Genomic DNA, 14,668 nt, shown 5'->3' with positions numbered 1-14,668 from the left:
CTGTTTCAGAAACAGATGCCAAATTTAGGAAATGTTATGCCTCAAGTCAAGCTTGAGCCAAATACTTCAGAACCTCACATTCGTCGCACCGCTTCTGTGAACAGGTATACTTGAAATGGTGCAATGTTGCAAGTTTGTAGTAGTGTTTTCCTGGGGGAAATCCGCTCTCAATGAAGATTTTCCGGGGATGGGACGGAAGAGGGATGCGCTGGCTTTCCCAGAGGCTGTCGACAGCACGGACCTGTTTGGGGTGATCCAGCCAGCGGCTCAGCAGATGGACTGCCGGAAGTACCACATTGTGCAGCAGTACGTCCCGCCGGTTTTTGCCGATAGCCGGGGCATGCTCCAGCCGGCAGAGTTCATTCCAAAGCGCATCCGGCGATTCGGTCAGCCATTTCTGCATCTTGACCGTTTGGATGCGACAATACAACTCGGCCCCCTGGCGGATGCGATTCTGCGGCTGATTCGCCGGGCGGGTTGCACTGAAGTCCCATTCCTGCCGTTTTAGAATGGACTGTTCGCGTTGGCTGTTGTCGCCATGGGCAAGCCCGGCCTTGTGGAGCAGGAGGCGGGACAGGGTTTGCACCGCGTGATTACGGTCGCTGTCGGACCTTCCGGGATGTTGTTCGTGCGGAGGTTGTTTGCTCTGTCCGGAACCCGCGAACAAATTGTTTTCACCCGATTGGGGATGATCCGGTTTCGCCGGCAAGGCCAGGTCCGGTGTGCGGCACAACCATGCTGTCAGATCTGCGGTATTGTGGAATTGCGGAATCCACTCAAGGATGAAATCAGCCAGTCTGAGCATGTTATCCTGGTTTTTGTGATAACCCAGGCCCTGGAATACCGCCCTGATCAGCATCTCCGTCCATGCCCTTGTCATGGGCTTGTCCGCCGGGTAGAGATCCAGCAACCGATCCTGCCGGTGCCGGAAATAGCGCCGGTCCCAACCGTCGGTGATTTTGCGAAACCTGGAATCGGGTATGATCTGAACCAGGCCGCTGCATGGCAGGGCAACCGGCCTGTGAAATGCTCTCCACAGCCTGGACAGTGACGGCGGCAGAGAGGTGCGCAATTCCAGAGTGGGAACCGGGGCTCCGCCGGCTGTGTGCACATCACTGCCATTCAGGTCGCTGTGTATCACGACATGAAGAATCACGCGATTGTAACGCTCATCGCGATGGTGGCCATGCCGGTACCATTCGGATGCTTTTTTGTGCAACTCCACATCCCCGTGAAAACGAAGGCCACCCATTCTGATACAGGCAAAGCGGTAGTCAGGGCCGTCACCGCTGTTCTGATGGCCTGGATGAATGATCCGGATACCGGCATCCATCGTGGTTTTCAGGTCGGTGTGGCCGAAATGAATGTTTTTCCACAAGAAGTGGAAAAAGTTTTCCCGGATGATGTCCATTATTCACTGTTTGTTGCTATCTTGCATTTGATTTTCGTACATTCATCTATAACTATTAGAACAGGCACTGTTTCATACCGGATATTCCGCAGATGAAGTCCTTACAAATTACTTACTTCCCTTTTGTTGCAATCGCTGCCTTTCTGATGCTTGCGATGACCCAGGCTGCCAATCCGCATCTGGTGCGATTTGATGCCGAACCCGGGGGAGATTATCGCATGGTGGTGCGTTGGGAGTTTGCCGATGTTTCGGCAGTTGACGAATCCTCCATCACGCTTCAGCGAAGAATTACCAGCAACGGGAACAAATCACAGATGATCAACGACTGTATCCGGGATCTCGGGGGCGGACGTTTTGAATGTATCGATGAAGATTTGTTCAAAGATTCAGGCAGTCAGGCTGCTTCAACCGAAGGGGTGATTTACCGTCTCAATGCCGGCCTCAAAAATGGCGGGGTCATATCCGCCGAGACGGAGATGCAGGAATATACCACCAATGCCGCCCGTCAGACATGGGGCAGTATCAAATCCATGTTCCAGTAAGGTATCGTGTCCGATTCCGAACACAAAAGCCATTTGCTGATAAGTCCGGCGCGGATTGACCGGATCATCACCCGGATTGCCTATCAGATTTACGAGCACACAAGAGGATCCGATCAGCTCGTGGTGTTCGGGATCGACAGCCGCGGTTACAAACTGTCGAAACTGCTTGCCGTGAAGCTCTCCGAAATTTACGACACGGAAATTATCGCCCATCCCATCTATGTCAAAGATCACACAGGCAAGGAATCCCATAACGTGTCTAATCCGCCGGTAAGCGGAAAACGGGTGGTTATCGTCGATGATGTGATGTATAGCGGCAAGACCATGTACCGCGCACTGCTCGAAATTACCGGCAGGGAGCATCCTGCGGACATCACGCTGGCAGCTCTGGTCGACCGCGGACACCGTCACTACCCCCTCAACATTCAGTACGTCGGATTGTACTGCCCCACCAAGCTTCAGGAGCACGTGCATTGCAGCTTTTCAGAATCCGGTGTCCCCGAAGGGGTTTGGCTGGAAACCGCCGATGAGCAGTGATCAGTCCGGGTAACGTCCGGCGTTGAACGGCCGGCGGTCTTAAGTTTCTAACGCAACAAGTTCGGCGAAAGCCTCTTTTCCACCCATAGCGCTACTTTGAAGCGGGCACCGTCCCGGGGCTTTACCTTGATTAGGGCAGTTGCAGGTGGGCATTCTGTTTGCACAAGCGCATCGATCATTGTAGCTTGCCCGGCATAGGCGCCACCTCTGTCAAATTACCTGAACTATGAAATTTTCTTCATTTTTTGCCATTGCCTGCTTTTTTCTGTTGGGCACGTCACCACTTTACGCCCAGGTGGAGCCGGTGCCAAATCCGGATACAGGAAATCCGGCCAAACCCGCCGCCCCGGCAGATACCAGTCACTGGGATATCGCCCTGAGAACATCGCTGACCGGCTCTCAGGCCACCTACCGAAACTGGAGCCAGGGTGGTACGGATAATCTCTCGTTGCTTGGAACCGTCGCTTTTTCCGGCGAATACCAAAAAAACAACCTGCTGTATCGGCTGGGAGTCAACCTGCGCTATGGGCAGACCAGAATTGGTGACGGCGATTTTGTGAAAAGCGATGACCATATCCGAATCCGAAATCAGTTTCGGAGGCTTTTTCGGGACGAACGGTTCAGCTTCATTTTTAATGTGAATTTTGAGTCGCAATTCGACAAGGGATATGACAATCCGGTACCCGCTGAGGGAGAAACCCGAACTATGGTCTCCCGGTTCATGGCACCTGCCTATCTTACGGAAACTCTTGGTTTAAGGTATAACCCGGACCGTAATCTCCGTTTTGAAGCGGGCCTTGCCATGAAGCAGACGTTTGTCACGGACACGGACCTGTCACCCAGATACGGACTCAACCCCGGCGATTCCTTCAGGAATGAAGCCGGTTTTTCACTGCTGATCGGATATGATCGCCGGATCATGGAAAGCATCTATTATTCCGGATATGTGGAAACATTCACCAATATCAATAAAAGCCTGCTGTCGAGCGATGTGCTGTTTGTGAATGAAATCACCGGCCAGATCAACCGGTATATCAGCGCCAATGTGGAGTTTTCACTTGCCTATAATGACGATGTGACCGAAGAGCTCCAGATTAAACAAATTGTCTCCGTCGGAATCAGTTACAACTTTTTCGGAGATTGATTCTTTCTTTTGATTCTGCCGGATGATAATGGTCATTGTCCGGGGTGATGCCGCCAGGCGTGTCCGGAAGTTCGGGCGCCCGCAATTAATTTGACATTTGACGGCAAGTTATCTCCGCAACTGGGCAGTGGAATTAGTATATTATCGCACCCGGCTTCTGATGTCTTCCATCCCGATGATCGTTCTATCCAAGTCGTTATCAGATATTGTTTTCAGGGTAAGTGAAGCGATGAGATGAAGCCCGGACACGGGGCTTCCCGTCCCGTCACAACCATCATTTTACGACAAGAATTGAGCTCTTCCGACCATGCGCAGTTGGCATGTTATTTTTTTTATCGGGTTTCTTTTTTTTGCCGCTGTCTTTCCGGCGAAGGGACAGAAACTGCCGATGCCGACCGATGATTTGCTGGCGGAAACCGAAGAAGAGGGGTCCTGGGATCTTCGCTTTCGGGCCGGACTAGACGGTTCTCAAGCCTATTACCGGTCATGGGCCCAGGGCGGGGTCGACCGGCTCGCCGTTGTGGCAAATACTGTTTTTGCCGGAGTCTATACCGAAGGGGTCTACCAGTACGGGTTTCGCGTTAACCTCAGGTACGGTCAAACCCGACTGAACCGGGGTGATTTTCGAAAAAGCGAAGACCTGATTCGCATCAGAAATCAGTTTCAGCGACGCTTTGGGGACGATCGCTTCAGCCTGACCGCCAACCTGAATTTCGAAACACAGTTCGATAAAGGGTACGATAGCAGTTACGAGAATGTGCAGTCCCGCTTTATGGCACCCGGAACGCTTACGGAAACCGTGGGCCTCTCTTTTGACCCCGACAGCTATTTTGAAGTAACCGTCGGTATCTCGCTTCGGCAAACATTCATGAGCGATACCTCGCTCTCTGAACGATACGGCCTCGATAAAGGTGACTGGTTCCGTAATGAAGCCGGCTTCACGCTTATCTTCCAGTATGAACGCGAAATATGGGAAAATGTATCCTACTCCGGACACCTCGAAACATTCAGTAACCTGCAGAAAAGTTTACTGAACACCGATTTTGTGCTTACAAATGAGCTTGTCGGCCGCATAAACAACTACCTGTCCACCAATTTCGAGTTTTCTCTCCAGTACAATGACGACATCACCAAAGCGCTCCAAATCCGACAGATTCTCTCTGTCGGCATCAATTACCGGTTCATGTAGCTGCATCGGTTATCTGGCCGAAATGTGTATCACACCGGTTTGACGGACGCAAATGCCGGCCAGGTTGGGTGAGTCGGCTGCGAAGCGCGACGTTGACCGAATCCGAACCTCAGTATCCCCCAAAGTTTTTTGCATGATTCCCGATGAGTATTCTTCCAGACTTGCCGAATTGCTGGATCGGCTGAAAGCATCGTTTCCGGATGGCCGTACCCCCGATGGCTTCAATGAACTGCCGATTCCCGATCAAGCGCTTGATGAGCAACTGAAACTGCTGATAGACCGGCTTGCATCGCACTACCCGTTCCACCGCCCGGAATACGCCGGACAAATGCTGAAGCCGCCGCATCCTGCCGCCTGGCTGGCGTATTCCCTGGCCATGACCATCAACCCGAATAACCATGCGCTGGACGGCGGACCGGAGTCGTCTGAAATGGAAAAGGAGGTCATCACTCAACTGAAATCGTTTGCCGGCTTTCCGGATGATGCGATCGGTCATCTGACCAGCAGCGGTACCATTGCCAACCTGGAAGCGTTGTGGGTGGCCCGGGAGCTGCATCCCCACCGGCCGGTAGCCGTCTCCGGAAACGCGCATTATACCCACCAGCGCATGTGCAGGCTTTTGAATCACCCCGTCGTTATTATCCCGGATGATGATGACGGGCTGCCCGATCCCGGCCTGCTGAATGAAACCGACACACTGCCCGGAACCGTGGTCGTAACCCTTGGAACTACCGGAACCGGAAGGGTGGAGCCGCTCCACCGTATCATGGAGTGGGCTCGACGCCATGACGCGCGCGTTCATGTGGATGCTGCCTATGGCGGTTTTTTTCATCTGCTGAGAGACAGCGGCCTGCTGAACCCCGATCCGTGGCAGGCGCTTGCCGATGCAGACAGTCTGGTTATCGATCCGCATAAACATGGCCTCCAGCCCTATGGCTGCGGATCGGTTCTGTTCCGGGATCCGGCTGTCGGACGCTTTTATAAACACGACTCCCCCTACACCTATTTTTCTTCGGATGACCTGCACCTCGGAGAAATCAGCCTGGAATGCTCCCGGGCCGGATCAGCCGCCGTTGCCCTTTGGTTTACACTTCGGCTTTTGCCCCTGATTCCGGCGGCGAAGCCTGATGCGGCGGATCGGATGCAGCCACCCGGCACAGCAGAAGAGAGCAACTCCGAATTCCGGACCGTAACGTCTTCGGGACCGGCAGATGATAGATCCGCATCGCCTGCCACCGGACAGACCGGACCGATGCCGGAGTTTGCACACCGGTTGTCGCTGAGCCTTCGGGCGGCGCAGTCGCTGTATTCCCGGCTCGACAGCTCCACCGTATTCCAGCCGGTAATGCGGCCCGAGCTGGATATCGTGGTGTTTGTTCCGGTTACAGAGCACTTGCACTGCACCGGGGTAAGCAGCAGGTCGGTTGCGATTTTCAAGGCGGGCATGGAGGCCGACCCCGAACACCGCTTGTACCTGAGTACGCTGGAGATGGCTGCTGACGAGGTGAAACGCCTGATTCCCGGCCTTGTTGCAGACAGTGAAAAGGTAACGGTCCTGCGAACTGTGCTGATGAAACCCGAACATTTTGACTTCATCCCCGAAATGGTGCGTCGCTTGCACAGATTGTACGAAGTAACCAGTCGCCGCGAATCCTGACAGGGCCGTTAGCTGTTGGCCGGCAGCGGGTTTTCCGTAATTGGCATTTTGGCGGATGAAAATGTGCACACCGTTGGCAGTGCCGGTCCGACGTGTGGTTAGAATCGTTCGTCCCGCCGTCTAAAACGCGAATATCGCCCTGATCTCAAGGTTCGGGTATGTTCTGCCGGTGGTTCGGCGCTCTTCCCTGCGGAACGCGTCACGGATTTCCTCGTCATACGTGGTATAAAGCGTTCGACGCACACGCTGCCGCTGCAGCCATCCCCGGACGACCAGCCGGTTCCCTGAAGAAAAATGCAGGTCGATATCGACGCTTGGTCCCAGTTGACGACTGACCTGAAGCCCCGGCGAGGTTCTGCTTACGGGGATCATGACTCCATCCTGGTTGGGAATCTCCGTGGTGAGAGTCGCCTGGGGAAGATAATCGCGCCGCATGAAAAAGCGTCCGCCAACCCCGATTCGGTGCCTTCCGGTCTCACGAACTATCATCAGGTTCGAATCATAGGTGATGAGAGTGTCGGTCGGCATCTCCTCAAAAGTATCCCAAAACAGGCGCCCGACCCGCAGTTCGCTTCGAGACCCGTTCATTTCCACTCTCCACCCGTCGGTCAGGGCAAGGTCGACGGCCGTCTGCATGGCATGTTCCCGTGATGACTGATCATTTTTGGGACGCCCTTCAATTTCAAAATCCTCGACGGTATAATTGGCCCGAACCAGCAGGCTTTGCCGGATTTCCAGTCGCCGGAAGGGTTGCCACCGGATGGAGGGCGCGAGGCGGATGGATCTCCGCCAGTTATTTTCCATGCTTCTTGCGGCGGAAAGATATACATAGTGTGTCGCTTCCCCTCCCGCTCTGACGGTGAGGTCAAAATGTGGCGAAAAAAGGTGTCGTGTCGTTATGAGAAGCTGGTGGCTCAGCTCGTCCCGGTCGTCCTGGTTGATTTCCGGAGTGTCGTACCGCAGGATGCCGGACTGCGCGCGGATGGTCACTTCATTCCGGTCGGATAACCGGAACCGGTTCTGCGTGAAGACTTCCAGCCGGCTCTGGTCAAAGTTCGAGTTTCTGAGAATCTCATTGCGCCGTGTGATCTGATCCTCCGGGAACGATTCGGTGTTGATGAGCCGCGAACCCCGGTTGATATATCCGAAATTGAACCCTGCGGAGAGTCTGCTGCGCCCGAGACGGTAATCCATTGCCGATCTTAGCATTACCTCCTGTCGCTGCGTCCTTGTGTCGAAGATATTGCCTTCAACTTCATCCTCGATCGGCCGGCTTTCCACATACCTGGTATTGCTCAATGTGTACAGATTGATGGTCAGGCCGGCTTCATCGGTAATCGGAACCCGGATATTAAGGTCCAGTGCGGTCGTATCACTTCGGATAGACTCGATGATGTTGGTCAGATCACGGTTGAAAAAACTGCTGGGTTGATAACTTTCACGCCTCCCGCTGCTCAATGTCACATCCGCCTGCATAACGAAATTATCCAGACGATAGCGGTTGTCGGAATGCAGCCTGAAAACCGAGTACTCGCGGGGACTGATCCGGGCATAATGAGCCTCTGCACCGGGATGAAATGTAAAATCACCGACCGTGAATGGTCGGCTGCGCGCTCTGAAAAGCCCCGACCAACCCTGATCGAGCCGATCCCCCCGCTGATCACTCATCACACCGCCCATGGCCGATAATTCAATCTCTTCGTGCGGGTTGAAAAGGATACCGATATGGCCCATATCCTGCCGCAGGTCTGTTGTGGAAAAGTTGTATGACCGGACCTCCCCGTCCAGGGCCCAGCCGTCGTTTATCCATTGGCGCAAATTCAGGTTCATTCGGTTTTCATCCTGAATGTTCCGTGCCTCGCCGTCGGAGAGAAAAAGCCTGGAGGTGAATGTGTTGTCGAGCTGAAGCCTGAAATTGCCTTCCGATATGGCCAGGTTGCCAAAGTAGTGCCAGCGCATCGCGTCCAGTTGCCGGCTGAATCGTGTTTCTCCCGCCAGCAAGGGTTCTGATGAATATGCCGTCTGCATGCACATCAGAACCAGCAACAGGGAAACGGGCACCCATGCCAGTGCTTTCGTTGCGCTGCCGAAAACAAGCTTCCTCCTGAATTCCGGTATTGGAATGTGTTGTTTCAAGCGATTCGGTTGGTTGTGTCATCCGGCGCAGCATGGCCGGAAGAGGCTGCAATCCTGATAAAATAGCTATTATTACGATCTTCAAAAATTGGTATACTTGTGTCCATGGACAGATATCACCGGCTTTCCAAAAAGGAGATTAACGAACTGCGGCAGCTGCGCAAGCGCCCGGAACGGCACCGCCGGCGACGGTTTGTCGCCGAAGGGGAGCGGACAGTGCGACAGATACTTCTGAACGGGATTCTTTCGGTCGAGCAGCTGATTGTTGAGCTGCAACTCAATTCGGAAGATGGGGAGAAGATGGCCGGATCCGCCCGAAAGGGCCACCCGCTTGCCGATATTCCTGAAATTTTGCACAAGGCTATACCGAAACGCTCGGTTTCGGCACAGGAAATGCGACGGCTGTCCGATACGGAAACAGCTCAGGGTGTGATGGCGGTCTGCCGGATTCCGCCTCCGAAAAAAAACTCCGAAATGCTTGATGGAGAGGGAATCGTACTGGTAGCTGACCGGGTGCAGGATCCGGGTAACCTTGGAACCATGATTCGAACAGCGGTCTGGTTCGGATTGAAAGGGGTTGTGACGGCACCCGGTACCGTTGACCTGTTTCATCCCAAAGTCGTTCGCAGTACAGCCGGCGCTACCGGTATTCTGGATTGGGTGGAGGCTGACTTGCCCCCGTTTTTGTTGGATGCTGCCCAAATGGGTTGGCAGGTGCTTGTGCTGGACGCCGGTGACCGATCGGTGTCGTATCAGTCGGTAAAAAAAGGGAAGCGGCAAATGATTGTCGTCGGGAATGAGGCAAATGGAATTGATGAAGCTATTCTCCGACAGGATTTCGGGCGAATCCGGATTGACCGGGTTCCGGGAAGTATGTCGGCCTCGGAACAGCGGGTAGATGAGCCGAAGGTCAGCAGGGATCCTGATGGCGACAGTAACCAGAACGGTGATACCGAGGGAGCTGATGCTCGGCGCAGGAACGAAGGAAAGCCGCAAGAGATGTTCCGAAATGAAGACGGGATTGAGAGCCTCAACGCCTCGGTGGCGGCTGCTATCGTTATGGCCCGGTTGGCCGCCGATTAGGGTAATGCCCGTGCATCGCCAATCAGTTTTTCAGGTTGACGATCTCCACCCGGTTGAGCTTTTGACCGAGAAATCGTTCCGCCAGCACCTTGAAACGTTGCGGCTTGTCGCTCACAAAGCAGTCGAAGGAACCCCCTTCTTTCTGGGGGTTTCGCATGCCTGTGCTGTCGAGATGCTTTTTGGTCATGTCGGCAATCGATTCCGCCGAGTCAATGATCTCAATTTGATCCCCAAGTACCCGCTGAATCCCGTTTTTAAACAGCGGATAGTGCGTACAACCCAGGATCATGGCTCCAAGATTCTTGTCTTTGAAATCGGAGAGATATTCGCGCAGAACGTCATCGGCAATGTGATTTTCATGCCATCCCTCCTCGGCGAGCGGCACCAGGAGGGGGCAGGCTCGTGAAAACACCTGGATGTCCTTGTCCAGTTTGGCCAACGCCGTTTCGTAGGCGCCGGAGCCAATGGTAGCCAGAGTCCCGATTACTCCGATATGCCGGTTCTCACCCGATTGACGGATGGCCGCCTGTGTCCCCGCCTCAATCACGTCCAGAACGGGAATACTCCCGCACTCTTTCTTGATCTCATTTCTTGCCGCTGCCGCTACGGAATTACAAGCAACAAGTATAATCTTTACATTTCTCTTGAGCAGAAAGTGGGTAATCTGCAGTGCATATTTACGGATGGTATCCGTGGATTTGATGCCGTACGGAACGCGTGCGGTATCTCCGAAATAGATTATGTCTTCTCCCGGAAGGGCATTCATCACCGATTGCACAACCGTCAGTCCGCCAATTCCAGAGTCAAATATTCCAACAGGAGAGTTTTTAGAGAGAGTCATAATGGTAACAGGAGCCGTATTCGTGATGAAACAGCAGAATAGGAACTTCCTGTAAATTTGCAAAGCAAAACTTTGCCATATTGGTTTCTGAAGCCGTTTTTTCGATTAAAGAGGCCGTGCCAGTACGGCAATCTCCCGGAAAATGAGAGAGTTGCCTGTCGACCGGTTTTGCGCTTTCAGATGGATGATATAAAGCCCCACACGATTCATGATCCCGTCATCGGTACGCCCGTCCCAGATCAGTTGGCCTTCACGGCCGGCACTGCTGCCATCGGCCAGGGTGCGAACCAGCCTGCCGCTTCGGTCAAAAATGCGGACCCGTAACAGATAGTCCGGATCATCGAGTGCATAGTGAATAATCAGATGGTCATCGCGTCCGTCGCCATTGGGGGAAAACGGGTTCGGTGACAGGGTGATTCCCGAAGCAGCGGGTTCCGTTTCCAGTACACTGACCGAGTTCCGGAACCCCGGTGTGCCGCCATCCGGGTGTGTGCTGGAGGTCCAGTTGCTATCGTCTCCGGAGATTCCCCCGGGAAGTATCCGCTCAAGGCTTATTCCACGAGTGTCGATGAGATTGGGATTATGCCAGTGGGGCCGGTATACCAGGGAGTCGACCGGCGGATGGTCACCGAAACCCAGATACACCGCATCACCCCCTGAGGGCAGGCCCAGCGTCAGCCGGTCGGCGCGAAGGAAGACGCTTTCGGAGTCCTCAGAAACCGAAAACGCTCTGCCGAGCCTTGAATGGCTGAGCTCTTCACTGGTATCCGGGTAGATCACCAGGTATGACTCTGGCAGCAGCATGGTGTTCCGGGAGCCTTCCGGTGTGATGGATCGAACCTGTCCGTGTTTGTCCGTGCGGTCATGAATCCGAATTCCGTACAACTGCAGCGCCAGGCCGGAACGGTTGACAAATTCCACGTATTCACTTTGATCGGGCATTACGCCGTAGCGGTCACTGATCGGCTGAAACATGATTTCATTGAACACCAGATCACCGCCTACAGGTGAGAAAGCGAGCGGTATCAGGTGAGGAGTGCCCACCAGCCCCGCAGCATCCATAACAGCCGGAATGGCCACCTCCTTGTACTTGCGTTCAACCGGTGCATCCGGCCTGAAGTAATACTCTGAGGCCATGGCCGGCAGCAGCGGTCCGGAGCCATCTTCCGTACCGGCCGCAGCGCCTGTTCCGGAATCAATATTTGACAGGGCATATGGAACGGTCCGTACGGAGGATTGCAGGCGCTGTTCTCCTTGCATCCGCCTTGAAGAAACCGGAGTCAGGTTTCGTCCGTTCAGCGATACATCATGCAGGCCGGTGTTTCGAATGAATCGATTGAACACCACTTTGACCATGCCCTCTGTGGTGAGTTCCGCATAGACGGCCTCCGGGGGATCCGGAGCCGGATTGTAATGATAGTTACCGATGCCGGCAGTGTGGCCATCCGGATGTTCCCGCCAGTTTGATGGATCCAGTGTCGCACCGTCGGGGTTGATCCGCTCCAGAGATACCCCGTCTCTGTTTCCTCCCCAGGAAGGGTGGTAAAACAGGCTGTCGATTAGCAGCTCCCCGGGTTCATGAATGGTGATCGCATCTCCGGTTCGGGAATACGGCGGAAAATTCGGCAAGGAAAAATGGAGTACACCTGCAATGAGAGGGGGCATGTCCGGCTCGGAAATGACGACCAGTTCGCCTGGCTGCAGATGTACGGGAAATACCGGAACTTCCGTAAACAGGGGTACCGGGCTTCCTGTGGATCTTCCGATGCGCCAATGACGCACATCGAATACCTTTTCACTTCGGTTCAGCAGCTCCACAAAACGTACGGTCATCCCGGCTCGATACAGCACTTCATTAATGACCACATCTCCGGCAACCGCTGTCTCGACGGTGAAGTAGCGAAACGGGAACCTCACGTCCCACAGTTCATTGCCGAAAACATCCGCTGCAGCTTCGATTAGTAACAAATACCCGGTATCATGCTGCAGTGGCTGCGCGGGTATCAACCGAATCATATTGGCGGCGGCGAAAAGAGCATTGATTTCCAGCTCACCGGTTTTGGAAGCATTTTTTGGGAGAGTTCCCTGTTCGGAAGAAGACGAAGAATGAAGCTTTTGATATGCTCCAACCGTTTTATAAGCTGCAATATGTGCGTTATCATGCGCGTCACTCATCAAAAAGAGCCGAATGGAAAGGGGGGATGGAGGGTCTTTCATTACACGGTCAAAGTGGATGGAAATCGTATCCCGATCGGAATAATCCACTCCAACCAGAGATGGAGGGCCGGACGGAGGCTGCGCGGTGTTGGGGAATCCGGGAGTTCCGCCTTGCGGATGGGTTGACTCTTTCCAGTTGACAGTCAGCCATCCCGGTATGGTCGGAGCCCTTCTTTCCAGAGCCACCTCGAATCCGCCCCAGTCGGCGGGGTGGTAGTGCAGTGAGTCAATCAGTACGTCATCCGCCGAAAAAAGCCGGAGCTTGTCCGCCGAAGCAACGTTGAGCCTGGGGAAACGCTCCATTTCATACACATTCCGGGTTTGCATGCCTGACTCCAGCATCTGGCGGTCGGAGGTGAGTACCAGCTTTTCACCGGGTTCAATGAACAGATCGCTTTCTGTGATGATGCGCTCCGGTTCGGTTGATAGCGGCCGTCGCTGAAGCCGCCAGTTCCGCAGGTTCAGAAGTTTGCCGGTATGGTTGAAAAGCTCGACATAAGGGGGGATTCCTTCCGGTGGCCGGTACATGAATTCATTGATGACGATATCCCCCGGAAAGGCGTGATCCGCTATCCGAAATGACCGCTCTTCCGGTTCGGAAAATTGGTTGTAAATCGTCATATAGGACGTGATGCTCAGGGTTCTGGTGCCGCTTGCCAGGGGCTGGCGGAACTCCAGTGTGCATATCTGGGGATGGTCACAGCGGACGAAATCCGGAATTCGCCCGTTCTCAAGCCGGAAGAGATCGGCAGCATTCACCGGGTCTGAAAGCGGAACATTGAAAACAACTTCGATCACCGTCTCAAGCTCATCCGCTGCTGCAGGCAGATTCGCCCGCAGGTGCGAATTGCGTGGCACTTCCGCTTTTATGGCATCATCGCGAACCATCTCAACAGAAAGCCCGGTTGCAGCCTGGTGGTTATTTTCTGGGGAACGGCTCATTCTATCAGACACGGTGACTGCCCGAATGCCTGGTTCGGGCAATTGATTATGGATAGTGATGTCGCCGTAGCGCGTCAAATCACGCCGGGTGGAGGTGAAGCGGGTCAGAATTCCAAAATGGCCGGCCCGCATATCAGCAGGCGAATTCAGTGTGTGGGTAGCGGATTGCAGAAGTGGTGTCGACGTTCTTTCGGAAGCGACATAAAGGTGCAGTTCGTTGTCGGGCGAGCGAATAACCCGGATGCGGTATCCGGTGCCGGACTCGATCTCCACATCGCTGCTCAGCAGTTCTCCCACCGCGGCTCCGGAGGCAAATTCAATCAGGCGGAAATGTTTTGGTGTTCCGTTTTCGCCTGTTCTGAGTGCGATTCCGTCCGCGTCATCGTCCAGTTCGGGATGGCTCGCGTTGAGAAACACATGGGTCCGGTTGTTGTTGGAGGGGGCAAAATCCTGTCGGATATACCATTCCCAGTAGACCGGTTCAAACTTTTCCAGGGTGGCAATGGATGATGCCTGCTGATCCGCTGGGGCGTCAAGGCGCAGAAGGGGAGGCGTTTCGGCAAAATCCGGCCGGAAGTCCACAAGGTCACCGGACCATTCCGAACCGGACAGGGGAGTCGAAAAGTCCGGAGAAAACACGGGTTGATCCGGCTGTGCCATTCCCTGGCCCGCAAACATGGCAAAAGCGACCTTTACGAAAAAGAACCGTAGCAATGGCACCGAATCGGTTTTTTTGCCGGTCATCCGGGAGGCACAATCCCCCGGGTACTTGCGCTTTCCGGGTATAACCGCAGAATCAGGAATAAGAACGGTCCTGCCGGGCAGATTTTCAGGATTATCTGATTCGGAGGCAGCTACGGGACAGTGGCTGCCTCGGCTTTTGCAAGGATAAAATAGGGTTACGAGGTGGTCACCCCGCAACCCCATAGGACTGTAGAAATGCGCCTTCACGACTCCCCAATGAATAGG

At 54.2% G+C, this 14,668-nt stretch carries 10 protein-coding genes; 6 read left to right on the top strand and 4 right to left on the bottom strand.

Annotated elements, in window-relative coordinates; all coding sequences use genetic code 11:
• Positions 1-46: 46 nt before the first annotated feature.
• Complete coding sequence (locus tag QA596_10470; protein ID MDG5767891.1) at positions 47-1,411, bottom strand: DUF2851 family protein; 1,365 nt, start codon at positions 1,409-1,411, stop codon at positions 47-49.
• A gap of 92 nt (positions 1,412-1,503) precedes the next feature.
• Here QA596_10470 and QA596_10465 point away from each other — a divergent pair, with 92 nt between their 5' ends.
• The 5 genes from QA596_10465 (at position 1,504) to QA596_10445 (ending at position 6,480) form a co-directional block, all read left to right on the top strand.
• Entirely contained in the window at positions 1,504-1,953 is a 450-nt protein-coding gene (locus tag QA596_10465) for a hypothetical protein (GenBank protein MDG5767890.1), read from the top strand.
• A gap of 6 nt (positions 1,954-1,959) precedes the next feature.
• Positions 1,960-2,490 (top strand): phosphoribosyltransferase family protein, encoded by a 531-nt coding sequence (locus QA596_10460; GenBank protein MDG5767889.1) that lies wholly within the window; start codon positions 1,960-1,962, stop codon positions 2,488-2,490.
• 226 nt (positions 2,491-2,716) lie between these two features.
• Positions 2,717-3,634 carry a DUF3078 domain-containing protein gene (locus QA596_10455; protein MDG5767888.1) on the top strand — a complete coding sequence of 306 codons (918 nt, stop codon included), beginning with the start codon at positions 2,717-2,719 and terminating at the stop codon, positions 3,632-3,634.
• A 388-nt stretch (positions 3,635-4,022) separates the two neighbouring features.
• Positions 4,023-4,823 carry a DUF3078 domain-containing protein gene (locus QA596_10450; GenBank protein ID MDG5767887.1) on the top strand — a complete coding sequence of 267 codons (801 nt, stop codon included), beginning with the start codon at positions 4,023-4,025 and terminating at the stop codon, positions 4,821-4,823.
• Positions 4,824-4,956: 133 nt separating this feature from the next.
• Complete coding sequence (locus QA596_10445; GenBank protein MDG5767886.1) at positions 4,957-6,480, top strand: aminotransferase class V-fold PLP-dependent enzyme; 1,524 nt, start codon at positions 4,957-4,959, stop codon at positions 6,478-6,480.
• A 120-nt stretch (positions 6,481-6,600) separates the two neighbouring features.
• Here the strand turns inward: QA596_10445 and QA596_10440 are convergent, their stop codons facing one another.
• Positions 6,601-8,616: a hypothetical protein gene (locus QA596_10440; protein ID MDG5767885.1), complete on the bottom strand. Its 2,016-nt coding sequence runs from the start codon at positions 8,614-8,616 to the stop codon at positions 6,601-6,603.
• 105 nt (positions 8,617-8,721) lie between these two features.
• Between QA596_10440 and QA596_10435 the strand changes: the two genes are divergently transcribed.
• Positions 8,722-9,699: an RNA methyltransferase gene (locus QA596_10435; protein ID MDG5767884.1), complete on the top strand. Its 978-nt coding sequence runs from the start codon at positions 8,722-8,724 to the stop codon at positions 9,697-9,699.
• Positions 9,700-9,721: 22 nt separating this feature from the next.
• Here QA596_10435 and murI read toward each other — a convergent pair whose 3' ends face one another.
• Both murI and QA596_10425 read right to left on the bottom strand, forming a co-directional pair.
• Positions 9,722-10,540, bottom strand: coding sequence for a glutamate racemase (gene murI / locus QA596_10430; GenBank protein MDG5767883.1), 819 nt, complete (start codon positions 10,538-10,540; stop codon positions 9,722-9,724).
• 105 nt (positions 10,541-10,645) lie between these two features.
• Complete coding sequence (locus QA596_10425) at positions 10,646-14,443, bottom strand: lamin tail domain-containing protein (protein MDG5767882.1); 3,798 nt, start codon at positions 14,441-14,443, stop codon at positions 10,646-10,648.
• Positions 14,444-14,668: the final 225 nt, after the last annotated feature.

It is taken from the genome of Balneolales bacterium ANBcel1 (genome assembly GCA_029688905.1).
GTDB lineage: Bacteria > Bacteroidota > Rhodothermia > Balneolales > Natronogracilivirgulaceae > SLLW01.
This window is presented reverse-complemented; position numbering and strand designations above follow the sequence as displayed.

Excerpts from the sequence above, each read along its gene's own strand:
- QA596_10470 (MDG5767891.1), bottom strand. The coding sequence starts at position 1,411 with ATGGACATCATCCGGGAAAACTTTTTCCACTTCTTGTGGAAAAACATT.
- QA596_10465 (MDG5767890.1), top strand. The coding sequence starts at position 1,504 with ATGAAGTCCTTACAAATTACTTACTTCCCTTTTGTTGCAATCGCTGCC.
- QA596_10455 (MDG5767888.1), top strand. The coding sequence starts at position 2,717 with ATGAAATTTTCTTCATTTTTTGCCATTGCCTGCTTTTTTCTGTTGGGC.
- QA596_10450 (MDG5767887.1), top strand. The coding sequence starts at position 4,023 with ATGCCGACCGATGATTTGCTGGCGGAAACCGAAGAAGAGGGGTCCTGG.
- QA596_10445 (MDG5767886.1), top strand. The coding sequence starts at position 4,957 with ATGATTCCCGATGAGTATTCTTCCAGACTTGCCGAATTGCTGGATCGG.
- QA596_10435 (MDG5767884.1), top strand. The coding sequence starts at position 8,722 with ATGGACAGATATCACCGGCTTTCCAAAAAGGAGATTAACGAACTGCGG.
- murI (MDG5767883.1), bottom strand. The coding sequence starts at position 10,540 with ATGACTCTCTCTAAAAACTCTCCTGTTGGAATATTTGACTCTGGAATT.
- QA596_10425 (MDG5767882.1), bottom strand. The coding sequence starts at position 14,443 with ATGACCGGCAAAAAAACCGATTCGGTGCCATTGCTACGGTTCTTTTTC.